Consider the following 25,113-nt stretch of genomic DNA (forward strand, 5'->3'; position numbering starts at 1 on the left):
GCTACGACTTTCGGGCTCACGGTGGCGGCCTCGGCGCTGGTGTCATAAACGGGCAACGAAATCCCGTGATGAGCCAGGAGAATCCCCGTGAGCCTTGATTCCTACGTCCACCTCGGCCGGTCCGGCCTCGTCGTGAGCCCGTTCTGCCTCGGCGCCATGAACTTCGGTGAGGACACCGGCACCGGCTGCAGCGTCGAAGAGTCCGAGAGGATCCTGCAGACCTACCTCGACCGCGGCGGCAATTTCATCGACACCGCCAACTTCTACACGAACACCCATTCGGAGAAGATCGTCGGCGACTTCCTCGCCGCGACGCCGGGGCTACGCGACCGCGTGGTGCTGGCCACGAAGTTCTTCGTCAACCTGCACCCCGGCGACCCCAACGGCGGCGGCGCCGGCCGGAAGGCGATCCTGCACCAGCTGGACGACTCCCTGCGGCGTCTCGGCACCGACTACCTCGACCTCTACTACCTGCACAACTACGACCGCCACACACCTGTCGAGGAAACGCTGCGGACGCTCGACGATCTGGTCGCGGCCGGCAAGATCCGCTACGTCGGGTTCTCCGACACTCCGGCGTGGTTCACCGCGAAGGCCCAGACGATCGCCGAGTTCCGCGGGTGGGCGCCGGTCGCCGGGCTGCAGATGGAGTACTCCCTGCTGGAGCGCACGATCGAGGGTGAGCTGCTGCCGCTGGCGGAGGATGCGGGGATGGCGATGCTGCCGTGGAGCCCGTTGAAGAGCGGCTTCCTGTCCGGCAAGTACACCCGCGACGGCGCGGCCGCGGACACCCGGCGCAGCGCGGCGTTCGGGGTGGGGCCGACGGAGGAGCAGTTCCGGGTGATCGACGTGGTGGCCGGGATCGCGAAGGAGCTGGGCGTGAGCCCGGCCGCGGTGGCTCTGGCGTGGGTGCGGGGCCGGCCGGGGATCACGTCGACGTTGATCGGGCCCCGGCGGGTGGAGCACCTGACGGAGAACCTGGCCGCGCTCGACCTTCGGCTGAGCGCCGAGCAGGTCGCCGCGCTGGACGAGGTTTCCGCGCCTCGGCTCAACTTCCCGGCCGAGCTGAACCGCGGCATGGCCCCGCTGCTGCGCTACGCGGGCGCGACCGTGAACGGGCAGGAGCACGGGGTGTACCCGCCGCTGCTGCAGAACCCCACGCGGTACTGACCGTCAGCCGGCGATGTGGCAGTACAGCCGGCCGCCCGAGGGCTTCGCCTGCTTCGCGAGGGCGGCGAGCTCGTCCACGACGGGCAGCAGGTCCGCGGCGCTGCCCTCGAGCTTCTCGTCGCTCGACCAGAACCCCGCCAGCTCCCGGCGGCGCGCCTCGTCGGTGGCCGCGATGGCGTCGCGGAACTCGTCGGTGAGCGTGACGACCACGATGTCGCCTTCCCCGACCTCCGCGAGCAGCTTCATCGCCCGCGGCCGGTCGGCGGCCGCTTCCTCGCCGATCCCCGTGAGGAACGCCTCGGCCCGCGGCACCTGCAGATACGGGTCGAGGTGCTTGAAGGAGGCCGTGGGGAACAGCGCGGCCGGGCCTTCGGGCGCTTCGAGGGACGTTACGGCTGCTTCGTCCGAATTCGCCGTGAAGTAGCTGTAGAGCATGGTGTGACTCAACCACAGGGCGACCCCGCGGAAAAGCGGAGCGCCCCGTGGGCCGAGGAGTGGGCGGACGTCAGTCGCCGGAGAAGCCCCAGAAGAAGACCTCCGTGGGGGTGCCGTTGTGGTACAGCACCAGGCTTCGGCCGGTCCAGCGCTCGCCCATCAGGTCGGCGAGGGGGCCGGAGGGGCCGGGCTGGAAGACGCGGTCGAAGTCGGCCGCCGACGGTTGGTGGGTGCCGAATACCTCGGTCAGTTCGGTGGCGCTCAACGGGCGGATGGTGCCCACGCTGCCGGCTTCGGAGATCTCGTGGGTGTCGAGGATCGAGTGGGTGCCCGCGTCCCAGAAGTTTTCGGAGTCCTTGGCGGCTTCGAGGTCGGGCAGGGATCTGGGCCGGGGCACGGGCGCGACGTACTGGGGATCGAAGGTCTCCCACGGCCAGAGGTAGTCACCGGTGGACAGGAGTTGTGCCTGGACGAACCGGTGCGTTGCTTTGACGCTGCCGACAAAGGGCGCGCGGTAGTGCCAGCCTGAGGCTCCCATTGACGAATCTCCTCGGGGTTATTTCGCGTCGGCGTAGGTGTCGACGGCGAGGGCCTGCATGGGGAAGTGCACCGGGCACGCTTCGCCGAACAGCATCTGCGCGGACTCGGTCACGGTGGACTCGATGAGGGCCGACACGGTGGGCGCCAGGTCGGCCGGGGTGTGGACGATCACCTCGTCGTGCTGGAAGAACACGAGGTGGGCGGGGGCGGGGAGGCGGCCGCGGAGAGTGGCGAGGAGGACGGCGGTCAGGTCGGCCGCGCTGGCCTGCACGACGAAGTTGCGGGTGAAACGGCCCCAGCCGCGGGAGGCGCGGCGGGCGCGGGTTTCCGTGGCCTCGTCGTCGGCGAGGCCGCCGGTGAGGGCGCGCCACGCGGCGGAGGGGGCGGGGGAGGTGCGGCCCAGCCGGGACCGCACGCGTTCGCCGCGCTCGCCGGCGGCCGCGGCTTGCTCCACATAGGACACGGCGTCGGGGAAACGCTGGCGCAGCAGGGCGAGCAGCGGGCCTGCCTCGCCGGAGGTGCCGCCGTACATGGCCGACAGCATCGCGATCTTGGCCCGCGAGCGGTCGTCCGCGGAGCCGGACGGCGGGGGAACGTAGCGGGCGCCCGAAAAAAGCGCCTCGCCCAGCCGGGCGTACAGGTCCGTGGCCGCCGAGACCTCGGCCAGCCGGCGGTCGCCCGACAGCGCCGTGAGCACTCGTGGCTCGAGCTGAGCGGCGTCGGCGACCACGAGTTTCCACCCCGGATCCGCGCGGACGCACGTGCGCAGCACCTTGGGGATCTGCAGTGCCCCGCCGCCGCGGGTGGCCCAGCGGCCGGAGACGACGCCGCCGACGACGTAGTGGGGGCGGAAGCGGCCGTCGGTGACCCATTCGTCGAGCCAGGCCCAGCCGTTGGCCGAGTGCAGGCGCGAGAGTTCCTTGTACTCCAGCAACGGCGCGACGGCCGGGTGGTCGATGTCGCGCAGCAGGTACTTGCGCGCGGCCGGCACCTCGATGCCCTCACGGGCGAGCGCGCGGATGACGCTCGGCGACGAGTCGGGGTTCACCGGCCGCCCGCCGAACGCGTCGGTGATCTGCGCGGCCAAGGCGACCAGCGCTTTCGGCCGCTGCCCGGACGGCACGCGCGGACCGAGCCGGGACTCCAGCAGCGTCCGGTGCAGGTCCGCCCGCCACGGCAGCCCCGCCGCCGACATCTCCGCCGCGGCCAGCGCGCTCGCCGACTCGGCCGCCAGCAGCAGCCGCATCCGCCCGGGCGACGCGACGGAAGCCACGCGCTTGTCCTGCTCCGCCAGCACACCACGAACCGCGTCGACGACCGTGACGTCAGGCGGCAGGCCCGGTCCGCGCGGCGAGAACAGCGTGGGCTGCGCCGCCTCGCCGAACGCCGGCCCGTCGTCGGGCGGCTCCTCGCCCCGCGCTCGCGCCCACGCCGCGCGCAGGCTGCGCGACTCGCTTTCGCGGCCTTCGTACGCGAGCAGCAGGCCTTCCGCCAGACCCAGGTCGTAACAGCGCCCCAGCCGCACGCCCGCGTCGATGAGCTTCGGGTACAGCGCGTCGACCGAGGGCAGCACCCAGCGCGGCGCCTCGGCCTCCTCGAGCCGCCGCACCTCGGCCACCCACTCGGCCTTCGACAGCCCGCGGGAAGTGCCCGCCGGCGTCGAGATCGTGTAGCCGGAGTCCTCCTCCTGGCCGGTGATCACCTGCACGTTGTCATTGTGCTCGGGGGCACCGACAATTCCGGTCACCGAACCCGGCCGCCGTGGTCTGGTGCACGCCCGCCCGGCTTGGTCTACTGTCGAGTAGCCACCCATACCGGCGGTACGGGCGGCTTTCCCCCGCAGCAGCAACGGAGGTGCCCGGATGAGGAACCCGGCCGGGGTGTTCGGCCTCGCCAGCCAGGTCACGGACAAGGTGGCCGAGACCGTGCGCAGCATCGACGTGATGCGCCGCGCGGGACTCGTGCCGTTCCCGCGGCTCGACGAGGGCGTGCGCTCGGTCGTCGCCATCCGGAAGTACGGCCCGTTCGCCGGCGCCAACCACATCGCCGCACGCCGCGACCCCGCGGCCGTCGGGATCGTCGACGAGCTCGGCCCGCTCACGTTCAAGCAGCTCGACGACCGGTCCAACGCGCTGGCCAGGGCCTGGTCCGAGCGCGGGCTCGGCGAGGGCACCGTGATCGCCGCGCTGTGCCGCGACCACCGCGGCCTCGTGCTCACCATGGCCGCCGCCGGCAAGCTCGGCGCGCGCCTGCTGCTGATGAACACCGGCTTCGCCAAGCCGCAGCTGGCCGACGTCGCGCAGCGCGAACGCGTCACCGCGCTCGTCTACGACCAGGAGTTCACCGGTCTGCTCGACGCGATCTCCGGTGACGTCGAGCGCTACCTCGCGTGGGTCGACGAGCCGGGTGACCACTCCGTGCCGGTGCTCGACGAGATCATCGCCAGCACCGACGACCGCCCGCTGCCCGCGCCCGCCAAGCCCGGCGGGTTCGTGCTGCTCACGAGTGGCACCACCGGCACGCCGAAGGGCGCGCCGCGGCCGCACACGTCGCCGCTGGCGTCCGCGCAGTTCCTCGACCGCATCCCGCTGCGCGCGGGCGAAGCCACGTACATGGGCGCGCCGCTGTTCCACGGCACGGGGCTTTCGCAGTTCATCCTGAGCTTCGCGCTGGGCTGCAAGGTGGTGATGCGGCGCAAGTTCGACCCGGAGCAGACACTCAAGGGCGTCGCCGAGCACCGGTGCACCACGCTCGTGCTGGTGCCGACGATGCTGCAGCGCATCGTCGACCTGCCGGCTTCGGTGCGTTCGCGGTACGACACGTCGTGCCTGCGGATCATCTTCGTCGCGGGCTCCGCGCTGTCGCCGGACCTGGGCAACCGGGCCAACGAGCAGTTCGGCGACGTCGTGCACAACCTTTACGGCTCAACGGAAGTCGCCGTCGCGACCGTCGCCACGCCGGAGGACTGGCGCAAGGCGCCGGGCACCGTCGGGCGCGCGCCCGTGGGTTGCCGCGTCGCGCTGTACGACGAGCACGGCCGCCAGATCTCCGAGCCGAACGTGACGGGCCGCGTCTTCGTCGGCAGCGGCCTCAGCTTCGGCGGCTACACCGACGGGCGCCACAAGGAGATCATCGACGGCCTCCTCTCCAGCGGCGACGTCGGCCACTTCGACGACGACGGCCTCCTCTTCATCGACGGCCGCGACGACGAGATGATCGTCTCCGGCGGCGAGAACGTGTTCCCCGTCGAGGTCGAAAACCTCCTGGTCGAACGCGACGACGTGATCGAGGCCGCCGTGATCGGCGTCGACGACGAGCAGTTCGGCCAGCGCCTCAAGGCGTTCGTGGTGCGCAGCGAGAACTCCACCCTAAACGCCGACGGCGTGCGCGACTACGTGAAGTCGAACCTCGCCCGCTACAAGGTCCCCCGCGACGTCGAGTTCCTGGCCGAGCTGCCACGCAATGCGACGGGGAAGGTGCTGCGCTCCAAGCTGAGCTGACTCGGTGCGCGTGGCCGGAAGCTGCCGAACCGGACATTCACGGCCGGCGGCGGTCTCACCTGCGAGACTTCGGCGGATCGCTCTCCTTGGTGTGTACCGGGAAATCGGGCGGCGTGGCCCGAGTCCGAGTTGAGCGCACGCGAACCCCGAACCTGACTTGTCCGGCCCGCTCACTCGGCGAGGTCTTCGGTGGGCCACTTTGTCAGGAAGGCGCCCAGCGCGTTGTCGATCAGTGCTCCTCGCGCGGTGGGCTCCTGGCCTGGTCCCAGGTGCTCCGTGAAGGCGTCGGACAAGACCTCGATGACCAGCTCTTGCTGATCTACGGTCGGCTTTTCCCGCGTCTGAAGGGCATGCAGCAGATCGGGGTTTCGTTCTCCGAGCAAGCTGGTGATGACGGTTCGGAACTCGTCAGGGAGGGTGTCGATGACGGTGTTCACTCATGCCTCCAGCCGGCTCGGGAACGCGCCCACGCGGTGACGACCGTTCCTTCTTCGTTGAGGTTTTGCCACCGGGCCCGCTGACTCACTCCCACCCGATGCCGAAGATGCCCGGCCCGAAGTCGAGGGCCACGGCGTGCACGCCGCCCGCCGAGTCGAGGCGGAGGCGGCGGCGGGTGGGGGCCGAGTCGCCGCGGGAGTATTGCCAGCAGCGTGCGGGTTCGGCTTCCGGGGCGAAGCGGATTTCCAGCAGGTATTCGCGGACGGGGCGGCGGAATTCGCGGTAGTGCGTGGCGCGGCATTGGGGGTAGGGCGGGCCCGCGTTGGTGAGGGAGTACTCGATCAGGTGTGTCTCGCCGCGGTCGAGTGGGCGGTCGAAGAGCAGTTCCGCCACCAGGATGCCGTGGGAGGCGTCCGCCTCGAAGCGGCCGACGCGGCAGTTGCGCACGGCGTGGACCTGCGGCACGGACGCGGCGTCGTCCTGCGCGTAGACGAGCAGCCAGCGGTCGAGGCCGTCGGCGCCGGCCTGGAAGACGGCGCGGGACGTGACGGCCTGCTGGCCGCCGTCGGCGGCGATCTCGCAGCGGTCGTGGAGGCCGACGAGCTTGAGGTGCTGCTGCTGGTCGAGCATGTTCGGCGCGCCGACGCGGTCCAGCAGCGGCTGCAGCGTCTCGCGGGTGAACGTCAACGGCTCCTCGCCGACGCGGTCGCGGCGGGTCGCGCCGCGTGGGCGCGGCGGGGGCAGCAGGCCGAGCAACGAGCCGGCCGGCACGTCGAGGATCTCCTCCAGCACGCGCACCGCCGACAGTGAACTCGCGCGTTCGGGCTGGCGTTTGCCCGACTGCCAGTAGCTCAGCGCCGTGACGCTGACGGCCGCGCCGCGGGCCCGCAGCCGGGCCTGGATCCGGTCGAGCGACAGGCCGCTGGCGGTGATCGCCGCGCGCAGCGCGCTCGCGAACGCGGTCCGGGCGCCGTCGGCCCCGGACTCGTCCGCAGTTCCACCAGCCATGCCCCCGCCCGTGGTCTCGCACCGCACCGGTTCGTGGTGAAAACCCGGGTCCGAAACCCGTGGTCCGCCGATCGGGTGTCCGGACCCAGCGCCCGAAAACCCAGAGTGTCCGAAAACCCACAGTGTCCGAACCGACACGCAGACCGTATCAGCAGCCGACCAGGCACTCCGCGTCACCACTGGGGCGAACGGGCTAGTACTGGCAACTGTGAACCATTGCCCTGACCTGCGGGGTCGCGTTTGTATGGCCATCGAGCCCCGCACCGGCGATCCCGGTCGCGGCGGAGTTACTTCGGCCCCGGCCCGCGGTCCGCGCCCCGTGCACGGCCGGCGGCCGTACCCGGTACCGGTGGCCCGGCGATGCCCCCAGCGCCGGGCCACCGGTCAAGGGCCGGGGCACGGTGGTTACCAACCGGTAGGATCCGGCCCATGGTCCTGCGGAAGAACATCCTGATCACCGGCGCCAGCTCGGGGCTCGGCGAAGGCATGGCGCGCCAGTTCGCGGCCCGTGGGCGCAACCTCGCCCTCTGCGCGCGGCGCACCGACCGCCTCGACGAGCTCGCGGCCGAGCTCAAGGCCGCCTACCCCGGGATCACGGTCGTCACCCGCCCGCTCGACGTGAACGACCACGACCGCGTGTTCACCGTCTTCGAGGAATTCCGTGGTGAGCTCGGCTCGCTCGACCGCGTGATCGTGAACGCCGGGCTCGGCAAGGGCCAGCCCGTCGGCAAGGGCCGCTTCGACGCCAACCGCCAGACGCTGGAGACCAACTTCGTCGCCGCGGCCGCCCAGATCGAAGCCGCCGTCGGCATCTTCCGAGAGCAGCGCGAAGGGCACCTGGCCGTGGTCTCGTCGTTCAGCGCGATCCGGGGCCTGCCCAGGAACCTCACCGCATACGCCGCGTCGAAGGCCGGGATTTCCGCGTTCGTGGCGGGGACGCGCGTCGAGCTGCGCCGCACGGACATCAGCGTCACCGAGGTCCGCCCCGGCTACATCGCGTCCGAGATGTCCGCGCGCAGCGGCAGCACGCCGTTGCTGACCGGCGCCGAAGCGGGGGCCCGCGCGATGGCCAAGGCGATCGAGGCGGAGCCGAAAATGGCGTACGTTCCTTCGTGGCCGTGGGTGCCGCTCAGTGCGGTCATGCGCGTGCTGCCCGCCGGCCTGCTGGCCAAGTTTTCCTGACGAGCCAAAGGAGCAAGTGCGTTGGGTGCGATCTACCTCGTCCGCCACGGTCAGGCCTCGTTCGGCGCGGCCGACTACGACGCGCTGTCCGAGCGCGGCTTCGAACAGTCCACTGTGGTCGGTCGTGAGCTCGCGCGCCGCGGCGTCGAGTTCGCGCAGGTGCGCTCCGGGTCGCTGGCCCGCCAGCGCGACACGGCGGCGACGGCGCTGAAGACGCTCGGCTCCGACGTGGCCGTGATCGAGGACCCGCGCTGGAACGAATACGACCACGTGGACATTTCGCGCCACCACGCCGGCGGCGCGCCGCAGGAGGATTCCCGCGAGTACCAGGGCGTGCTCGACGCCGCGCTCGGCGCGTGGGTGGCGGCCGGCGCCGACGGGCCGTGCGCCGAGACGTGGCCGGCGTTCCTCGAACGCTGCACGGCCGGGCTGACCGACCTCATCGCGTCGCTCGGCAAGGGCGAGCACGCGCTCGTGTTCACCTCCGGCGGCGTGATCGGCACGATCGCGGGCGCGATCCTGGGTGTGCCCGAGGTCGGCCTGCTGAAGTTCAACCGCGTCACCGTGAACACCGGCATCACCAAGCTCACCTCGGGCCGCGGCGGCGTGAACCTGCTGACGTTCAACGAACACCCGCACTTCGAAGCGGAGGCGGCGCGGCTGCTCACCTACCGGTAGGAGGTTCGTGATGGATTTCGGTGACGTCACGGTGGTCCCGGTCAACGGGCACGCACCCGAAGACGTGGTGGTCGACGCCGAGGGCCGGGTCTACACCGGCGTCGACGACGGCCGGATCCTGCGCGTGACCCCCGACGGCCGCCGCATCGACGTCCTCGGCGACACCGGCGGCCGTCCGCTGGGCCTGGAGCTCCACGGCGAGGACCTCCTGATCTGCGACGCCCGCGCCGGCCTGCTCACGATGCCGCTGGCCGGGGGAGCGGTGCGCGTCCTCGCGACCTCCGCCGCCGGCCTCCCCCTGGTGTTCTGCAACAACGCCGCCGTCGCCACCGACGGCACGATCTACTTCACCGACTCCTCGCGCCGCTTCGGCATCGACCGCTGGCGCGACGACCTCATCGAGCAGACCGCCGGCGGGCGCCTCCTGCGCCGGACCCCGGACGGCACCATCGACCTGATCGCCGACGGCCTCCAGTTCGCCAACGGCGTCGCCCTGCCGCCGGACGAGTCCTTCGTGGCCGTCGCCGAAACCGGCGAGTTCCGCGTCACGCGCTTCTGGCTCCACGGCACGCGCCAAGGCCAGCGCGACACCCTCGTGGACGATCTGCCCGGCTTCCCCGACAACATCGCCACCGGCAGCGACGGCCTGATCTGGGTCACGCAGGCCTCCGTGCGAGTGCCTGCGCTGGACGCCGTCCGCCGCCTGCCCGCCTCGTTGCGCGCCGCCGTGCGCTCGCTGCCGGCTGCCCTCCAGCCCACCCCGAAACGTCAGGTCGGCGTGCTCGGCATCGCCGCCGACGGCGCCGTGGAGCACGAGCGGTGGGGCGAGATCCCGGGCTTCCACATGCTCGTCGGCGTCCGCGAACACGCCGGCCGCCTCTGGTTCGGCTCGCTGGAGGGCAATGCCATCGCACACACCGCGGTGTGATCAGATGTCCGGGCCCATCCCGGACCCCCTGAGGAGCACACGGTGACGGACGACGACCTGGCCCGGCGCCTGCTCAAGGCCACCCACGGCGGCCCCGCCGTCGCTCCCGCACCCGTGGCCGACCTCGCGCACGCCTACCGCGTCTCCCGCGCGACCCGCGACCTGGCCCTGGCCGCCGGTGACCGCCTCGCGGGCTACAAGGTCGGGCTCACGTCCGACCCGGCCCGCGCCACCTACGGCGCCACCGAACCCGCCTTCGGCCACGTCCTGGCTTCCACGGTGCTGCAAGCCGGGCAACCGTTGCCGACCGCCGCCATGTTCGCCCCGCGCGCCGAAGTCGAAGTCGCCTTCCTCCTCGGAAGCCCCCTCTCCGGCCCCGGCACCACCCCCGAAGCCGTCCTCGCCGCGACCACCGCGATCGCCCCCGCCTTCGAAATCGTCGACTCCCGCTGGTCCGGCGGCCCGACGACGTTGCCCATGCTCGCCGCCGACAACACCAACGCCGCCTACGTCTTCCTCGGCCCCCAGGCGCCGGTGCCACACGACCTTTCGGGCCTCAAGTGCACGCTCAAAATCGGGGACCAGGTCATCCCCGGCTCCGCCGCGGCGGTGATGAACGGCAACCCGGCCGCCGCGGTGGCGTGGCTCGCGAACCACCTCGCGGAGACGGGCGAGTCGCTTCCGGCGGGGGCCGTGGTCCTGACGGGCACGCTGTGCGCGCCGACGCCGTTCACGGGCGGGGACACCCTGTTCGCCGAGGTGACGGGGCTCGGCAGCCTGATCCTGGCGACGCAGTAGCCGGCCCCGGGACGAACCGAGACCCCGGCACCTGGTGTGCCGGGGCCTCGTCGTGAGGTGTTACCGGCCGGTCCACTGTGGACTGCGCCCCGCCGACCACGCGGCGTAGAACTCCTTGTGGTCGTGGGCCGTCATCAGCAACGCCTGCGTCATCGCCTCGAGCTCGATCGACGACCCCAGATCCATGTCCAATTCCCGCGTCAGGAGAACCTTCGTCGTCGAATAGGCCAACGCCGGCCCATCGGCAAGCCGTCGCGCGAGCGCCGCCGCGGTCGACGCCAACTCGGCATCCTCCACCACCGACGTCGCCAACCCGACCGCCTCAGCCCGCGCCGACTCCAGCTTGTCACCCAACATCAGCAACTCCGTGGCCCGCCCGAGCCCCACCAGCCGCGGCAGCAGATAGGCCGAACCCATGTCGGCACCGGCCAACCCGACCTTCGTGAACAGGAACGCGAACTTCGCCGACTTGGCCAGCACCCGGAAATCGGAAGCCAACGCGATCACCGACCCCGCCCCCGCCGCCACCCCGTTGACCGCGGCGATCACCGGAATCGGCGTCTCCCGCAGCGCCTTCACCACCGCCCCCGTCATCCGCGTGAACTCGAGCAGCTCGGCGGTCTCCATCTTCTGCAGCTCGCCGATGATCTCCTCGACATCCCCACCCGAGCAGAACCCGCGCCCCTGCCCGGTGATCACGAGCACCTTCACATCCCCGCGGTGCGGCAGTTCCAAAACCAGATCCCGCAGATCCGCATACACGTCGAACGTCAGCGCGTTCAGCTTCTCCGGCCGGTTGAACGTCAGCGTCGCCACGCCGTCGGCCACGGTGAACTCGAAGTGGTCCCACGACTTGGTGATCGGGGCCGTCGCACGGAACGGGCTCATTTCTGAATTCCTCCACCATCGAGTACGAGAGTCTGTCCATTGATCGCCGCCGCTTCCTCCGCGGCGAAGAACGCCACCGCGAACGCGACCTCCGACGGTTCGAGCAACCGCCCCAACGGCGAAGCGGCCGCCAGCGCCGCCTCGGCGTCGGCTTCGTCGCGGCCGGTGCGTTCGCGGATGCGGGCGACCGAGTCGGCCGTCATGTCCGTGCGCACGAACGCCGGGCACACCGCGTTGGCCGTCACCCCGGTGCCGGTGAGCTCCGCGGCGACCGCGCGCATCAGCCCCACGGCGGCGTGCTTCGAGGCCGTGTACCCCGTGGTGTAGCGGTACCCGACGTGGCCGGCCGTCGAGGCCACCGTGACGATCCGGCCGCGGTCACGCGAGCGCATGCCGGGCAGCACCTCGCGGGTGCACAGGAACGCGCCGGTCGCGTTGACCTCGAACTGCCCCCGCCAGTCCTCCAGCGACGTCTTGGCAGTGGGGGCGCTCGACGAGATCCCGGCGTTGTTCACGAGCACGTCGATCGGGCCGAGCTCGGCGAAGTACGAGCGCACGGCCTGCTCGTCGGACACGTCGCACTCGCGTCTGCCGGGCGCGTGCACCGTGTCACCCGCCGCGGTGAAGTGTTCCGCGATCGCCGCGCCGATGCCGCGAGTGCCGCCGGTGACGACCACCAGCCGTTTCATCCAGCCTCCTGACAACCTGCTCGTTCGAAAGCTACACCGCAGCGGGCTGAGGTGTATAGAGTCATGGCGTGCCCGAGCCATCGCCCACCGGACCGCAGGAGCTGGTGATCACCCTCCTCGGCAGCTACGTGCAGCCGCGCGAAAGCCGGCGCGTGTGGTCGGGCGGCCTCGTGTCGCTGCTCACCGAGCTGGGGTTCTCCGACGGCGCCGCCCGCATCGCGCTCACCCGGCTGGTCAACCGCGACCTGCTGGCGCGCCACCGCGAAGGCCGGCTGGTGCACTACTCGCTCACGAGCCGCACCGTCGCGGTCCTGGCCGACGGCGACCGGCGCATCTTCAGCCTCGGCCGCCGCGACCGGCCCGCCGGCGCGTGGACGGTGCTGTGGCAGAACATCCCCGAGACCCGCCGCCAGGCCCGCGAGACGCTCGTGCGGCGCCTGCGGTTCCTCGGCTTCGGCCCGGTGCAGGACGGCACGTGGATCGCGCCGCACGACCGCGAGGCCGAGGTGCTCGGCCTGCTCGCCGAGCTGGGCGTGACCGAGCACGCCGGTCTGATGCTGGGCACCCCCTCTGCGGCGCTGGACGTCCGCCGGTTCGCCGGGCGCGCCTGGGACCTCGACGAGCTGTCCGCCCGGTACGACGCCTTCGTGACCGAGTTCGGCGGCACCCCGCGCGGCCCGGACGGGCTGTCCGACGCGCAAGCGTTTACGGTGCGGACGAGACTGGTCCACGAGTTCCGCGTGTTCCCGTCGCTCGACCCCGAGCTGCCCGGCGAGCTGATCCCCGCGCCCGGCCGGCGCGCGGCGGCCGTCGAGCTCTTCCACGACCTGTACGCCGCGCTCGCGCCCGCGGCGCAGCGGCACTTCGACCGTGCCGTGCGGACCGGTGATTTCGACGAGGTGAGGACCCCATGACCCAGACCGACGACACGCAGGCCGCGCTGAGCTACACGTCGTACCTCGCGCTCGACGAGGTGCTGCAGGCCCAGCGCCCGCGTTCCGACGAGCACGACGAGCTGCTGTTCATCGTGATCCACCAGGTGTACGAGCTGTGGTTCAAGCAGATCCTGCACGAGGCGGAGTTCCTGCAGGCCAACCTCGAAGCCGGCAACACCGCGCACGCGATCCGCACGCTGCGGCGCATCCTCACCGTGCTGAAGGTGATCGTCGCGCAGCTCGACGTGCTGGAGACCATGACGCCCAGCCAGTTCACGAGCTTCCGCGCGCGCCTCGACCAGTCGAGTGGCTTCCAGTCCGCGCAGTTCCGCGAACTGGAGGCGGTGCTCGGCCGCCGCGACGAGCGCGTGTTCGCGCACTACCCCGAAGGCGGCGAGCAGCGCGCCCGGATCGCCGCCGCGATGGCCCGGCCGTCCCTGTTCGACTCGTTCCTCAAGTACCTCGCGAACAGCGGTTATGCCGTGGACGGTGATCGGGACGTCACCCGGCCGGTGGCACCGTCGGCGGAACTGCAGGCGGTACTGCTGAAGGTCTACCAGGACGACGGCGGCCCCTCGGTGGTCGCGGAGTGTCTCGTCGACCTCGACGAAGGGATGCAGGAGTGGCGCTACCGGCACGTGAAGATGGTCGAGCGGACCATCGGCGACAAGACCGGGACGGGCGGGTCGTCGGGCGCGAAGTACCTGCGCAGCACTCTCTTCCAGCCGATGTTCCCGGACCTGTGGGCCGTGCGGAGCAAGCTGTGACGACGCTGGACTCCCTGCGCGCGGACGACAACGCGCTCGCGCCGCACTACTCGCGCTTCCGCGTGGCCGACCGGCTGCTGCTCTCGGCGCATTCGCACCAGGCCTGGCCCGACGTCGCGGAGAAAGGCTTACTGGAGGCGTTCGCCGACGCGGCCCGCGACGTCGACGAGAAGTGGGCGGCCGCGTTCGCCAAGGCCGACGAGCTGCGCGCCGGCTTCCGCGCGCTGCTGTCCGACCCGCACGGCGAGTACGCGCTCGGGCAGAACACCCACGAGCTCGTGATCCGGTTCCTCTCGGCGATCGAGCTGCGCGCCCGGCCGCGCCTGGTGACCACCGACGGCGAGTTCCACACCCTGCGCCGCCAGCTCGCGCGGCTGGAGGAAGAGGGCGTCGAGGTCGTGCGCGTGCCCGTCGACCCCGTGCCGACGCTGGCCGAACGCGTGGCCGCCGAGGTCGACAGCACCACCGCCGCGGTGCTCGTGTCCGCCGTGCTGTTCGAGACCTCGCGGCTCGTGCCCGGGCTCGCGCACCTGGCCGACGTCTGCCGCGACGGCAACGTAGAGCTGGTCGTGGACGCCTACCACGCGCTGGGCGTGGTGCCGTTCTCCCTGCACGACCTGGGGCTCACCAACGCCTGGGTGGTCGGCGGCGGCTACAAGTACCTCCAGCTCGGCGAGGGCAACTGCTTCCTGCGCCTGCCCGCCCACGCGCAGGAACTGCGCCCGGTCGTCACCGGCTGGTACGCGGAGTTCGGCGCGCTCGCCGACCGGCAGCGCCCGGACCGCGTCGCCTACGCCACCGGCGGCGACCGCTTCGCCGGCGCGACCTACGACCCGTCGAGCCACTACCGCGGGGTGCGCGTGCAGCGGTTCTTCGCCGAGCACGGCCTGACGCCGGAGTTCCTGCGCACGGTGTCGCAGCACCAGGTCGGCCTGCTCGCGCAGTGCTTCGACGACCTCGGCCTGCCCGCCGACGTGGTGTCGAGGGACCGGGAGACGCCGCTCGGCATGATCGGCGGGTTCCTGTCGCTGCGCAGCCCGTCGGCCGGCGAGCTGCAGCACGCGCTGGCCGAGCACGGCGTCCGCACCGACAGCCGGGGCTCCTACCTGCGGTTCGGCCCCGCTCCCTACCTGTCCGACAGCCAGCTGGAAGCGGCGATGGCGACGCTCGGGAAGGTCGTCGCCGGCTGATCGACGACCTGCGGTGGTCGGTTCGCGCGGATGGCTCTAGGTTGGCGGTGTGCGGGGTGGACGACCTCCATCCGGCACACCACCTTCCGGAGCGCGCGGCCACGAACCGCGAGCGGTCAGACAAGGGAGTCACCACCGTGACCGAAGGAGTGTTCGGCCGGCACAGCGGCCATGAGCAAGTCGTGTACTGCCACGACGAGGCGAGCGGCCTCAAGGCCATCATCGGCATCTACTCCACCGCACTGGGCCCCGCGCTCGGCGGCACCCGCTTCTACCCCTACGCCACCGAGGACGACGCGCTCGACGACGTGCTCGCGCTCTCCAAGGGGATGGCGTACAAGAACGCGCTGGCCGGGCTCGACCTCGGCGGCGGCAAGGCTGTGATCCTCGGCGACCCCGCCACGATGAAGTCCGAAGCGCTGCTGCGTGCCTACGGCCGCTTCGTGCAGTCCCTCGGCGGCCGTTACATCACGGCCTGCGACGTGGGCACCTACGTGCACGACATGGACGTGGTGGCCCGCGAGACGAAGTTCGTCACCGGCCGCTCGCCCGAAGACGGTGGTGCGGGCGACTCCTCGGTGCTTACCGCGTACGGCGTCTACCAGGGCATGCGCGCTTCGGCCGACCACGTGTGGGGCGTGCCCGAGCTGGCCGGCCGTCGCGTCGGCGTCGCCGGCGTCGGCAAGGTCGGCCACATCCTGGTGGGCCACCTCGTGGAGGCGGGCGCGCAGGTCGTGATCACCGACGTTTCGCCGCTCGCCGTCGAGCGCACCCGCGCCGCGTACCCCGGCGTCGAGGTGGTGTCCGATGTGGACACCCTGATCGGCACGGACCTCGACGTCTTCGCTCCGTGCGCCCTCGGTGGCGTGCTGACCGACGAGACGGTGGCCGCTCTGCAGGCCCGCATCGTCTGCGGCGCCGCGAACAACCAGCTCGCCCACCCGGGCGTCGACAAGCTCCTCGACGACCGCGGCATCCTCTTCGCCCCCGATTACCTGGTCAACGCCGGCGGCGTCATCCAGGTCGACGACGAGCGCCACGGCTTCGACTTCGCCCGCGCCCAGCGCAAGACCACGGCCATCTTCGACACCACGAAGGCCGTGTACGCCCTGGCCAAGGCCGACGGCGTCCCGCCCGCCACGGCGGCCGACCGGCTCGCCGAACGCCGCATGGCCGACGTCGGCCGGCTGCGGTCGATCCTGACAGTCTGACTTCTTGCCCGACGGCGGGCGCACGGGAGTTACCGTGCGCCCGCTTTTCTTTGTTCAGGAAGGGTTTCAGACGAGGGCCGGCGTCGTCTGCTCCGATGTGGACAGTCGCTGCGCGCGGCGCGCCAGGATGATCATCACCGCCGGGATGAGCAGATCGGTGATCACCACGCCGCCCGTGTTGCCCGGTGCGTGGTCGCCGTTGGCGAACCACTGGTAGAGGTGACCGACGGCCGCGCCCCAGAGGAACATCCCGGCGCCGATGCCGATCGTGATGCGTTCCCGGGCCGAGGCCGATGCCGACGCGGCGCGGAAGCCCATGACCGCCAGCCCGAGATTGGCGAAGGCGATTTCGAACTCGAACGGGGTCCGGGTGAAGCCGATCGCCGTGGACATCACGTCCGGGGCGCCGAGGAACGCCAGCGTCATCCAGAGGCTGCTGCAGCCGAGGGCGCCGATGGCCCACCACCGTTGCCAGGTCTCCAGCGCGGCTCGGCGTGAGGGGCTGTGCCGCGTGCGGACGAAGGCGCCGATGGTCGGCACCACGATGAAGAGCAGGGGAACGGCTGACTGGGCGAGGTAAGCGGTGGTGGTCATGGCTTGAGTGTTGCATGGTTAATATTAACCTCGCAAGACTCAAGGTAGACTGGTCCCGTGGACGACGATCTCGCTGACTTGCTGCACCGCGTGGTGTTCCTGATGGGGGAGGCCGCGCGGCGGCGGGCCGACGGTGCCGGGGGCCTGAGCTACAGCCAGATGCGGCTGCTGGGCACGCTGGAGGACATCCAGCCGGTGACCCAGCACCAGCTGGCGCAGGCGCTGTCGGTGTCCGATCCGGCGATCAGCCGCGCGTTGCGCCCGCTGGAGACCGCCGGGCTCGTGCAGGTCCGCCAGGATCCCGAACACGCCCGGCGCCGGCTCGTGACGATCACCGAGGTCGGCGCGAAAGCCTTCCACGACAACGGGAAACCGCTCTACGACGAGCTGCGCGCCGCCCTGCTCGAAGCCGGCTTCCCGTACGAGCAGTACCTGCGCGACACCGCAAGGCTGGCCCGGCTCCTGGAACCCCGAGACCCGTGACCCGAGCTGCGAAAGGCAGGAAAAAGGCCCCCTCACCGCGGTGAGAGGGCCTTCGTCGGTGGGGTGACGCTCAGCCGCTCTTGCGGCGGAACGTGCGCTTGTTCGCGGCGGGCCCGTGGGCGTGCTGGTTCTTGCCGCCGCCGGTTTCGTGGGCGGAGCCCGAGCGGGCGTGGGCCTGCTTGCGCTCCAGCGCCTCGCGGAACTTGCGCTTGACGTCGTCCTCCTCGCCGCTGGGCGACGGTTGCGGATCACTCATGCTTACCTCCGAAGGTGACGACGTGTGACCGTCCCAGCCTGGCACCGCCGGGTGCCCGACGCGAGTCGATTTCGACACACCGGGACCCGGTCACACCCGCACAGCCAACCACGCCCGACCAGCGCCGGACGCGCCGGTACCCCGTCCGGGAACGGCCAACGACGACGGGTTGGCCGCTCCGGACGGGGTACCGGCCGAGCCGATCAAGCGGAGGCTGCGTGATCGGCTCGCCGCTGTCCGGCGGATCGCGGCGAGGGGACGGACGCCACGAACCGGTGCGGCCGCGGGTGAACGCGGCGGCGGGCGCGGCCCGCCGCTGTCACCACGAGCCGAGACAGCAAGCCTGCGACGAGCACCGTGCCGAGCACGAGGGCGGCGCGGCCGCTCGCGGTGTCGAAGACGATCTGGCCTTCGCGGCCGAGGACGAAGCCGGAGTCGACGGCCCAGGCCACGACGGCGATCCCCGCCGCCGCGGCCGGGGTCGTGGCCGCAGCGGCGGCGACCACGACGAGCGCCAGCGGCACCAGCGCGTAGAGCGGGTGCGCGGTCGCCCCCGCGACGTCCGCCCCGATCGCGGCGGCCACCACGGCCGCGCAACCGAGCGGGAAGCCGAAACCACCGGTGATGCGCATGGGTCCAGCTCAGCGCGCCCGCCCGCACCGCACGAGAGGCGCGGACGCTTTCCCTACAGCCCGCGCCGTCTTCTTGACATCTCCTTAACTGTGCCGAACGTTGCCGATCCGACCACAGTCACGGCCGAATGCCTTCGTGGCAACGGTTGCGTACCGCGCGGGGGGCCGGCCTACTTTTGGCCGGATCGGCGACTGCGGCTCGCGGCGCGCACGATCGCGCCCACGATCTCCGGCCACAGCGGTTCGGGCAGGTCGTGGCCCATGCCGGGGAGGACCACGAGCTCGGCGTCGGGGATCGCGGCCGCGGTGGCCTTGCCGCCGCTGAGGTCGATCATCGGGTCCGAGTCGCCGTGCACGACCACCGTCGGCAGGCGCAGCGAGCGCAGCGCTTCCGTGCGGTCGCCCGAAGCGACGATGGCGGCGGCCTGGCGCAGCGTGCCCATCGGGTGCTGCGCGCGGTCGTAGCCCCGGGCCGCCTTGAACCGCAGGTGCTCGTCGGTCGCGGGGTACCCCGGCGAGCCGGTGGTGCGGTAGGACGCGATGCTCTGCTCGATGGCTTCTTCGCGCGTCGCCGCGGGTGGTCGCGTCAACGTGGCCAGCGCGGCGGGCGAGGTCTGCCCGACGGTCGGGTCGCCGGTCGTGGACATGATCGAGGTGAGGCTCAGCAGCCGGTCCGGGTGGTCGATGGCGAGCTGCTGCACGACCATCCCGCCCATCGACGCGCCCACCACGTGGGCCGTCGCGAAACCGAGCGCGTCGAACAGGCCGACGGTGTCGTCGGCGAGGTCCGAGAGCAGGTACGGCGCCGAGGCCTGCCCGGCCGCGATCCCCGCCAGGTCGGGCGCGCCGAGGTCGTCGAGGTAGGCCGACAGGCCGATGTCGCGGTTGTCGAAGCGGACGACGAAGAAACCGTGGCTCGCGATCAGCTCGCAGAACCCGGTCTCCCAGGTCACCATCTGGGCACCGAGGCCCATCACGAGCACCAGTGGCGGGTTCGCGGCGTCGCCGAAAGTGTCGTACTCGAGTTCGAGGCCGTTGGCCAGGGCACGGGGCATGCCCTGATCCTGCCCTAGATCCCCGAATCCTGGCACGGGCCGTCGTTGTCCGGATACGGTACATCGCATGCCGTCTTCGTCCTCGCGGGCCGGGAACCGCCCTCGCTCGCGCGCGGCGGCGGGACTGCCGGCCGTCACCGCCGAGAAGGTGATCGACGCGGCGGTCGCGCTGACCGCCGAGCGCGGCCTCGACAACTGGACGCTGCGCCAGCTCGCGGCGGCCGTGGACGCCTACCCGGCGGTGATCTACCACCACGTCGGCGACCGGGACGCGGTCGTGGCCGCGGTGCTCGACCGCGTCGTCGGCCTGCTGAGCCTGCCCGACGAAAACCTGCCGTGGCAGGACTGGTTCGCCGAGTTGCTGGCCGAGCTGCGCACGGTGCTGCGGGCCCACCCGGGCACCGCGCGGCGGCTGGTGCTGTTCGGGCCGTCGGTGTCGGCCGCGATCCGCACCATCGACCGCGGGGTCAGCGTGCTGCTCGCCGCGGGCTTCGGCGACGAGAGCGTGCTCGCCTACAACCTGCTCGTCGCCACGGCCTGCCAGTTCGTCGCGATGGAGGACGACCGCGACAGCACGCTCGCGTTGAGCCTGGACAACACCGAGGAGTACGCGACCTACCACGACCGCGCCGATCTGCCCGGCATGGCCGCGCAGGGCCGGGCGATGCGGGAGCTGCTGGCCGACCCGGAGCTGGCGGCCGGCTGGTGCGCCCGCCTGTACGACTACGCGGTGCGCCGTTGCGTGGACGGGCTGGCGCACCGCCTGGCCGAGCTCGAGGCCGAGCCACGCGCCTGATCGGGTGGCGGCAGCCTTCCGGCGTGGGCCGAACGTGTGACCACCCCGGTGGAATCCGGGGGAAACTGACACCGAACCCACGTCGACCAGGGGTAACGTGGAAAGCAGCCGGGGGTCGTGAGGCTTCCGGCCGGGGCCCCCGGCACTTTCCTCCCCCCTCGTGGTGCCGGGGGTTCCGTCATTCCCCGGGGACTTCGCCCTGGATCAGCGGGAACACCTCACCGATGAGCGTGACGAGCGATTTGCTCAGCAGCGTGTGCACCTGGTCGCGGCTCAGCGAGCCCCGCACGAGCCACTCACGTCCGGCCGCCTTCACCATGCCGGCGAACGCCCGCACGGCCGCGTTCAGCTCCTCGCCGTGCTCGCTGTCGCGCGAGAGCCCGACGGCCTCCAGCACGCGGTCGGCCGACTCGCGGTCGGCCTGTTCGAGGATGCGGTCGACCTCCGCGTCGCGCCCGATGCCCTCCGGGGCGATCGCGGCGAGCCACGTCTTCTCCTGCGCGCGCACCATGTCGAGGAACCAGTCGATGGCGGCGTCGGCGCGCAGCTCGAGCGGGCCCTCGGGCAGGATCTCGATCGCGAGCCGCGGCACGGTCAGCGCGCGCCGCACGATTTCCAGGTACAGCTCGCGTTTCGTGCCGAAGTAGTGGTTGATCAACCCCCGCGCGACCCCGGCGGCCGCGGCGATGTCCGAAGTGGACACCGCCGAGTAGGGCCGTTCGCCGAACAGGCGCGCCGCGCAGGCGTAGATCTGCTCTCTGCGCTCGTCCGGTTCCAGTCTCCGCCACTTCGGCGCCGGCTCCGTATTCATGAGTAATATTTTCGCATGATCGGTTCAGTGGGGCCGACCGATCTCCGGCGGTGTCGCGCCCGGGCGACACCATCGGTTGGCTACCGCCGGGTACGGGTTGACGGGCCGCGGGGTCAGTCGGGCAGCTCGATCGGGGCCAGGTCGTCGAACAGGTCACCGGGGCCGGGGTTGGCCGGCGCCGACTCGCCGCCGAAGTGGTGCTGCACGCCCCACACCGCGTTGAGCGCCGTCTGCACCGCGCCCTCGGCCCAGCCCGCGGTCCACGAGACGTCGTCTCCGGCGAGGAACAGCCCGCGGTACCGCTCGGGCAGGTTGTCCTGCTTGAAGTGCGTGAACAGGCGGTGCTGGTAGCGGTAGTGGCCGGGCAGGTTCGCCTTGAACGCACCCATGAAGTGCGGTTCGGCCTCCCACGACACGGTCACCGGGTCGCCCACGAGGTGCTTGCGCACGTCGACGCCGGGGTAGATCTCGCGCAGCGACTGCAGCATCACCTCCACGCGTTCGGACACGCTCAGCGGCAGCCACTTCAGCGAATCGTCGGCCCACGTGTAGGAAAGGCAGATCACGGCGGGTTTGTCCGGGTCGTCGCCGAGCAGGTAGGTGCCGCGCGGCATCCGGTCGGTCAGCGTCATGCTCATCGTGTCGCGCCCGGTCACGGGGTCGCGGTCGAGCCAGAACGGCCGGTCCACGGGCACGAAGACCTTCGAGGACTCCATGTAGTGCGTGCGCTCGATGGCCGTCCAGTGGTCGATCGGGAACAGCGACTCGTCGCATTCGATCTTGGACAGCAGCATCCAGCTCTGCGCGGTGAACACCGCGGCGCGGAAGGTGCGGATGTGCCCGGACGCGTCGGTGACGGTCACGTTGTTCGGCGCCGTGCGGTGCAGCCGCGTGACACCGGGGCGCGGCCGGCCGCCCTCGTGCAGCGCCGCGAGACTGGTGCCGGCGGGCCAGTGCGCGAGCGTTTCCGGTGCGTGGTCCCACAATCGCACGGGCAGCTGCCTGCTGCCGCCGGTGATGCTGCGGTGCTCGTCGTCGGCGCCGGTGTAGACGACGCGCAGGATCTCCAGGATCGAGTTGGGGAAATCGGTGTCCCAGCCGCCCGTGCCGAAGCCGACCTGGCCGAAGATCTCGCGGTGGCTGAACGACGCGAACGCGGGCGAGTCGCACAGGAACCCGTAGAACGTCTGGTTGTCCAGGCGGGGTACGAGCTCGTTCCAGATCCGCTTCACGGTTTTCGCGTCGCGGTCGCGGATCGCGGTCTGCATCTCGGCGAAGGACGCGTGCTCGTCGAGCGTGCGCTGCCACGCCTTCGCGACTTCGCCGAACACGGGCGGCAGGTCGTCCTGCGTGCGCGCGTAATGGCTCTGCCCCTTGAGGTCCACGACGGTGCTCGGCGTCGCGGGCGCGAGCGGGTTCGGGAACGGCGAGGTCCGCAGCCCCACCTTGTCGATGTAGTGGAACAACGCGGTCGACGCCGGTGGGAAGCGCATGGCCCCCATCTCGGCGACGACGTCGTCGGGCAGGCCGGGGAAGCGGTGCGTGCGCAGGCGTCCGCCCAGCTCGGCGATCTCGTACACGACCGGCCGCAGCCCGAGCTTCATGAGCTCGTAGGCCGTGACGACGCCCGACAGCCCGCCGCCGATCACCGCGACCTCGGTGCCGTGGTGCTCGGCCGGCACGGTCCCGAGGCCGGCGGGGTGGGTGAGGTAGTCGTCGTAGGCGAACGGGAAGTCGGGGCCGAACATGGTGATCGGGCGCCCGGCCGGCTCGTCCGTGGGGATCGCGGTCGGGACGGCGGAGGTCATGCCTGGGGTCCTTCTTCGGTCAGGGATCGGTACAACGCGGGCCGGCGGTCGGCCAGGTAGGTGTTCTCGGTGCGGGCCCGCGCGAGCACGGCCGGGTCGACGTCGGCGAAGATCAGCTCGGGTCCTTCGCCCGCCGCCGTCACCGTGCCGTCGGGCGCGGCGACGCTCGAGTGGCCGCAGTAGGACAGCTCGCCCTCGACGTCACAACGGTTGGCGTACACCACGTACAGCTGGCTTTCGTACGCTCGCACAGGCACAACGGCGTCGGCGACGCGTTCGTACGGCCGCATCAGCGCGGTCGGCACGAGCAGGACCTGCGTGCCGGCGAGTGCGTGGGCGCGGACGAGCTCGGGGAACTCCACGTCGTAACAGATGAGCAGGCCCAGGCGCAGACCGTCGAGGTCGGCCTGCACCACGGGTTCGGTGCCGGGGGAGAACTGGCCGCGGTCGAGGTCGCCGAACAGGTGCGTCTTGCGGTAGTTCGCGAGCCGGTCCCCTTGCGCCGACAGCAGTTGCGCGGAGTTGTACACGGCGTCGCCGTCGCGTTCGGGGTAGCCGTAGACCAGTGCCACACCATGCGCACGAGCGAGCATGCCCAGCTCCTGCGCCAGCGGTCCGTCTGCCGGCTCGGCGCGCTCGGCGACCGCGGCGGCGCCGATCGCGTACCCCGTGGTGATCATCTCCGCGGTGACCACGAGCACGGCCCCGCCTTCGGCCGCGGCGGCTAGTGCGGCCGGCAGTTCCTCGTACGGCCCCTGGTGGACGGCGACGATCATTTCGCCGCCGCCAGCCGCGAACGCCGGATGCCGTACCCGAAGTACAGCACCAGCCCGAGCAGCATCCAGCCGCCGAACACGACCCACGTGGCGCCGTCGAGGCTGAACATCATGTACGCGCAGCAGAGCACGCCGAGGATCGGCGTGACGGGGGAGAACGGCACGCGGAACGTGCGCGCGTCGTCGGGGCGGCGCCGGCGCAGCACGAGCACGGCGATGTTGACCAGGCCGAACGCGAAGAGCGTGCCGATGCTGGTCGCGTCGGCGAGCTTGCCCAGCGGCACGAACGCGGCGAGCACGGCGACGAACGCCGACACCACCAGGGTGTTCGTGCGCGGCACGCCGGTCCTCGGGTGCACTGTGGACAGTGCCTGGGGCACGAGCCCGTCGCGCGACATGGCGAACAGGATGCGCGTCTGTCCGTAGAGGACGGTCAGCACCACGCTGGAGATCGCCACGATGGCGCCGACGGCGAGGATACCGGCCCAGAACGGGCTGTCCAGCACCGAGGTCAGCACGTGGGACAGGGCCGCCTGCTGGTCGTCGAACTGCTGCCACGGCAAGGCGCCGACCGCCGCGACGGCCACCAGGCAGTAGAGCACCGTCACGATGCCGAGCGAGAGCAGGATCGCGCGCGGCAGGTCGCGCTGCGGGTTGCGGGCCTCCTCGCCGGCGGTCGACGCGGCGTCGAACCCGATGTAGGAGAAGAACAACTTCGCGCCGCCCGCGCTCATGCCCGCGAGGCCCATCGGCAGGAACGGCGTGAAGTTCTTGGCCTGCACCGCGGTGAACGCGATGGCGCAGAACAGGACCAGCGTCGCGATCTTCACCCCGACCATGATCGCGTTGGCCCGCGCGCTCTCCTTCGCGCCCGAGAGCAGCAGCACCATCGCCAGCAGCACGACGACGATCGCGGGCATGTTCACCAGCCCGCCGTCGCCGGGCGGGCCGCTGATCGACTCCGGCAGCGCGAACCCGAACGCCAGCTGCAGCAGCTCGTTGACGTACTGGCCCCAGCCGACGGCCACCGACGCCACGGACACGCCGTACTCCAGGATCAGGCACCAGCCGCAGACCCACGCCACCAGCTCGCCGAGCGTGGCGTACGCGTAGGAGTACGACGAGCCCGACAGCGGGATCATGCCGGCGAGCTCGGCGTAGGACAGCGCGGAGAACAGCGCCGTGACCCCGGCGAGCACGAACGAGAGCACCACGGCGGGTCCGGCCACCGGCACGGCCTCGCCGAGCACCACGAAGATGCCGCTGCCCAGCGTCGCGCCGATCGACAGCATCGTGAGCTGGCCCAGGCCGAGCGAGCGTTTCAACGGCCCGTGGCCGGCTTCGGCCACCAGGTCCGCGACCGGTTTGCGGCGCCCCAGCGCCGTGCCGAGCCGTACGCGGGTCGGGGTGGACGTCACCTGGCTACTCCTCGTCGTCGAGGCTGCGATGAAGATCGGGCGCGAGCCACGGTATCGAGCGAAGTGTGCCCCGAAAACTGGAAAACGTTGCGCGTTCGGATGAGATCTGGGTGTTTCATTGCACTTT

General features: G+C 71.3%; 27 protein-coding genes. 12 read left to right on the forward strand and 15 right to left on the reverse strand.

Annotated features, from left to right (window positions below; all coding sequences use genetic code 11):
• Positions 1 to 87 precede the first annotated feature (87 nt).
• Positions 88 to 1,170, forward strand: coding sequence for an aldo/keto reductase (locus AB0878_RS41400; RefSeq protein ID WP_366587180.1), 1,083 nt, complete (start codon positions 88 to 90; stop codon positions 1,168 to 1,170).
• A gap of 3 nt (positions 1,171 to 1,173) precedes the next feature.
• Here AB0878_RS41400 and AB0878_RS41405 read toward each other — a convergent pair whose 3' ends face one another.
• The 3 genes from AB0878_RS41405 to AB0878_RS41415 all read right to left on the reverse strand — a co-directional run bounded on the left by AB0878_RS41405 (position 1,174) and on the right by AB0878_RS41415 (position 3,853).
• Complete coding sequence (locus AB0878_RS41405) at positions 1,174 to 1,605, reverse strand: hypothetical protein (protein ID WP_366587182.1); 432 nt, start codon at positions 1,603 to 1,605, stop codon at positions 1,174 to 1,176.
• Between the two features lie 70 nt (positions 1,606 to 1,675).
• Positions 1,676 to 2,143: a hypothetical protein gene (locus AB0878_RS41410; RefSeq protein WP_366587185.1), complete on the reverse strand. Its 468-nt coding sequence runs from the start codon at positions 2,141 to 2,143 to the stop codon at positions 1,676 to 1,678.
• Positions 2,144 to 2,161: 18 nt separating this feature from the next.
• On the reverse strand, positions 2,162 to 3,853 hold the full coding sequence (locus tag AB0878_RS41415) for a bifunctional 3'-5' exonuclease/DNA polymerase (RefSeq protein WP_366587187.1): 1,692 nt from the start codon (positions 3,851 to 3,853) through the stop codon (positions 2,162 to 2,164).
• Between the two features lie 154 nt (positions 3,854 to 4,007).
• Here AB0878_RS41415 and AB0878_RS41420 point away from each other — a divergent pair, with 154 nt between their 5' ends.
• Positions 4,008 to 5,645, forward strand: coding sequence for an acyl-CoA synthetase (locus tag AB0878_RS41420; RefSeq protein WP_366587189.1), 1,638 nt, complete (start codon positions 4,008 to 4,010; stop codon positions 5,643 to 5,645).
• A gap of 170 nt (positions 5,646 to 5,815) precedes the next feature.
• Here AB0878_RS41420 and AB0878_RS41425 read toward each other — a convergent pair whose 3' ends face one another.
• Complete coding sequence (locus AB0878_RS41425; protein WP_366587191.1) at positions 5,816 to 6,082, reverse strand: hypothetical protein; 267 nt, start codon at positions 6,080 to 6,082, stop codon at positions 5,816 to 5,818.
• 85 nt (positions 6,083 to 6,167) lie between these two features.
• Positions 6,168 to 7,091 (reverse strand): hypothetical protein, encoded by a 924-nt coding sequence (locus AB0878_RS41430; protein ID WP_366587193.1) that lies wholly within the window; start codon positions 7,089 to 7,091, stop codon positions 6,168 to 6,170.
• Positions 7,092 to 7,520: 429 nt separating this feature from the next.
• Between AB0878_RS41430 and AB0878_RS41435 the strand changes: the two genes are divergently transcribed.
• The 4 genes from AB0878_RS41435 to AB0878_RS41450 are packed head-to-tail and all read left to right on the forward strand — an operon-like array spanning position 7,521 to position 10,677.
• Positions 7,521 to 8,273 carry an SDR family oxidoreductase gene (locus AB0878_RS41435; protein WP_366587195.1) on the forward strand — a complete coding sequence of 251 codons (753 nt, stop codon included), beginning with the start codon at positions 7,521 to 7,523 and terminating at the stop codon, positions 8,271 to 8,273.
• A gap of 21 nt (positions 8,274 to 8,294) precedes the next feature.
• Entirely contained in the window at positions 8,295 to 8,951 is a 657-nt protein-coding gene (locus AB0878_RS41440; protein ID WP_366587197.1) for a histidine phosphatase family protein, read from the forward strand.
• Positions 8,952 to 8,961: 10 nt separating this feature from the next.
• Complete coding sequence (locus AB0878_RS41445; RefSeq protein ID WP_366587199.1) at positions 8,962 to 9,879, forward strand: SMP-30/gluconolactonase/LRE family protein; 918 nt, start codon at positions 8,962 to 8,964, stop codon at positions 9,877 to 9,879.
• Positions 9,880 to 9,921: 42 nt separating this feature from the next.
• Positions 9,922 to 10,677 (forward strand): fumarylacetoacetate hydrolase family protein, encoded by a 756-nt coding sequence (locus tag AB0878_RS41450; RefSeq protein ID WP_366587201.1) that lies wholly within the window; start codon positions 9,922 to 9,924, stop codon positions 10,675 to 10,677.
• Between the two features lie 60 nt (positions 10,678 to 10,737).
• Here AB0878_RS41450 and AB0878_RS41455 read toward each other — a convergent pair whose 3' ends face one another.
• Together AB0878_RS41455 and AB0878_RS41460 are read right to left on the reverse strand one after the other, a co-directional pair.
• A complete protein-coding gene (locus AB0878_RS41455) occupies positions 10,738 to 11,565 on the reverse strand; it encodes an enoyl-CoA hydratase family protein (protein ID WP_366587203.1) in 828 nt (275 codons plus the stop codon).
• Positions 11,562 to 12,254: an SDR family oxidoreductase gene (locus tag AB0878_RS41460; protein WP_366587205.1), complete on the reverse strand. Its 693-nt coding sequence runs from the start codon at positions 12,252 to 12,254 to the stop codon at positions 11,562 to 11,564. Before AB0878_RS41460 ends, AB0878_RS41455 begins: the two co-directional genes overlap by 4 nt.
• 68 nt (positions 12,255 to 12,322) lie before the next feature.
• Between AB0878_RS41460 and AB0878_RS41465 the strand changes: the two genes are divergently transcribed.
• The 4 genes from AB0878_RS41465 (at position 12,323) to AB0878_RS41480 (ending at position 16,357) form a co-directional block, all read left to right on the forward strand.
• Positions 12,323 to 13,168, forward strand: a complete 846-nt coding sequence (locus AB0878_RS41465; RefSeq protein ID WP_366587207.1) for a PaaX family transcriptional regulator C-terminal domain-containing protein — start codon at positions 12,323 to 12,325, stop codon at positions 13,166 to 13,168.
• Positions 13,165 to 13,956 (forward strand): tryptophan 2,3-dioxygenase family protein, encoded by a 792-nt coding sequence (locus AB0878_RS41470; protein ID WP_366587209.1) that lies wholly within the window; start codon positions 13,165 to 13,167, stop codon positions 13,954 to 13,956. The genes AB0878_RS41465 and AB0878_RS41470 overlap by 4 nt, the downstream gene beginning before the upstream one ends.
• Positions 13,953 to 15,146 (forward strand): kynureninase, encoded by a 1,194-nt coding sequence (locus AB0878_RS41475; protein ID WP_366587212.1) that lies wholly within the window; start codon positions 13,953 to 13,955, stop codon positions 15,144 to 15,146. The genes AB0878_RS41470 and AB0878_RS41475 overlap by 4 nt, the downstream gene beginning before the upstream one ends.
• A gap of 137 nt (positions 15,147 to 15,283) precedes the next feature.
• Entirely contained in the window at positions 15,284 to 16,357 is a 1,074-nt protein-coding gene (locus AB0878_RS41480) for a Glu/Leu/Phe/Val dehydrogenase dimerization domain-containing protein (RefSeq protein WP_366587215.1), read from the forward strand.
• A 66-nt stretch (positions 16,358 to 16,423) separates the two neighbouring features.
• Here the strand turns inward: AB0878_RS41480 and AB0878_RS41485 are convergent, their stop codons facing one another.
• Positions 16,424 to 16,951: a DUF6790 family protein gene (locus AB0878_RS41485; protein ID WP_366587217.1), complete on the reverse strand. Its 528-nt coding sequence runs from the start codon at positions 16,949 to 16,951 to the stop codon at positions 16,424 to 16,426.
• 57 nt (positions 16,952 to 17,008) lie between these two features.
• Here AB0878_RS41485 and AB0878_RS41490 point away from each other — a divergent pair, with 57 nt between their 5' ends.
• Positions 17,009 to 17,434, forward strand: a complete 426-nt coding sequence (locus AB0878_RS41490) for a MarR family transcriptional regulator (RefSeq protein ID WP_366587219.1) — start codon at positions 17,009 to 17,011, stop codon at positions 17,432 to 17,434.
• A 70-nt stretch (positions 17,435 to 17,504) separates the two neighbouring features.
• On the opposite strand, the gene AB0878_RS41495 is transcribed toward AB0878_RS41490, so the two are convergent.
• From AB0878_RS41495 to AB0878_RS41505, 3 genes are all read right to left on the reverse strand, one after another.
• The gene (locus tag AB0878_RS41495; RefSeq protein WP_285973648.1) at positions 17,505 to 17,690 is read right to left on the reverse strand and encodes a DUF5302 domain-containing protein; all 186 of its coding nucleotides are present in this window, start codon (positions 17,688 to 17,690) and stop codon (positions 17,505 to 17,507) included.
• Positions 17,691 to 17,893: 203 nt separating this feature from the next.
• Positions 17,894 to 18,322 carry a hypothetical protein gene (locus tag AB0878_RS41500; protein WP_366587222.1) on the reverse strand — a complete coding sequence of 143 codons (429 nt, stop codon included), beginning with the start codon at positions 18,320 to 18,322 and terminating at the stop codon, positions 17,894 to 17,896.
• Between the two features lie 170 nt (positions 18,323 to 18,492).
• Positions 18,493 to 19,377: an alpha/beta hydrolase gene (locus AB0878_RS41505; RefSeq protein ID WP_366587224.1), complete on the reverse strand. Its 885-nt coding sequence runs from the start codon at positions 19,375 to 19,377 to the stop codon at positions 18,493 to 18,495.
• Positions 19,378 to 19,444: 67 nt separating this feature from the next.
• On the opposite strand from AB0878_RS41505, the gene AB0878_RS41510 reads away from it, so the two are divergent.
• Positions 19,445 to 20,173 (forward strand): TetR family transcriptional regulator, encoded by a 729-nt coding sequence (locus tag AB0878_RS41510; RefSeq protein ID WP_366587226.1) that lies wholly within the window; start codon positions 19,445 to 19,447, stop codon positions 20,171 to 20,173.
• Between the two features lie 178 nt (positions 20,174 to 20,351).
• On the opposite strand, the gene AB0878_RS41515 is transcribed toward AB0878_RS41510, so the two are convergent.
• The 4 genes from AB0878_RS41515 to AB0878_RS41530 all read right to left on the reverse strand — a co-directional run bounded on the left by AB0878_RS41515 (position 20,352) and on the right by AB0878_RS41530 (position 24,986).
• Positions 20,352 to 20,984: a TetR/AcrR family transcriptional regulator gene (locus AB0878_RS41515; protein ID WP_366587228.1), complete on the reverse strand. Its 633-nt coding sequence runs from the start codon at positions 20,982 to 20,984 to the stop codon at positions 20,352 to 20,354.
• 113 nt (positions 20,985 to 21,097) lie between these two features.
• Positions 21,098 to 22,792: an NAD(P)/FAD-dependent oxidoreductase gene (locus tag AB0878_RS41520; protein ID WP_366587231.1), complete on the reverse strand. Its 1,695-nt coding sequence runs from the start codon at positions 22,790 to 22,792 to the stop codon at positions 21,098 to 21,100.
• Positions 22,789 to 23,568 carry a carbon-nitrogen hydrolase family protein gene (locus AB0878_RS41525; protein ID WP_366587233.1) on the reverse strand — a complete coding sequence of 260 codons (780 nt, stop codon included), beginning with the start codon at positions 23,566 to 23,568 and terminating at the stop codon, positions 22,789 to 22,791. Before AB0878_RS41525 ends, AB0878_RS41520 begins: the two co-directional genes overlap by 4 nt.
• The gene (locus AB0878_RS41530; protein WP_366587235.1) at positions 23,565 to 24,986 is read right to left on the reverse strand and encodes an amino acid permease; all 1,422 of its coding nucleotides are present in this window, start codon (positions 24,984 to 24,986) and stop codon (positions 23,565 to 23,567) included. The genes AB0878_RS41525 and AB0878_RS41530 overlap by 4 nt, the downstream gene beginning before the upstream one ends.
• Positions 24,987 to 25,113: the final 127 nt, after the last annotated feature.

The organism is Amycolatopsis sp. NPDC047767 (assembly GCF_040704195.1).
In the GTDB taxonomy this organism is placed as follows: domain Bacteria; phylum Actinomycetota; class Actinomycetes; order Mycobacteriales; family Pseudonocardiaceae; genus Amycolatopsis.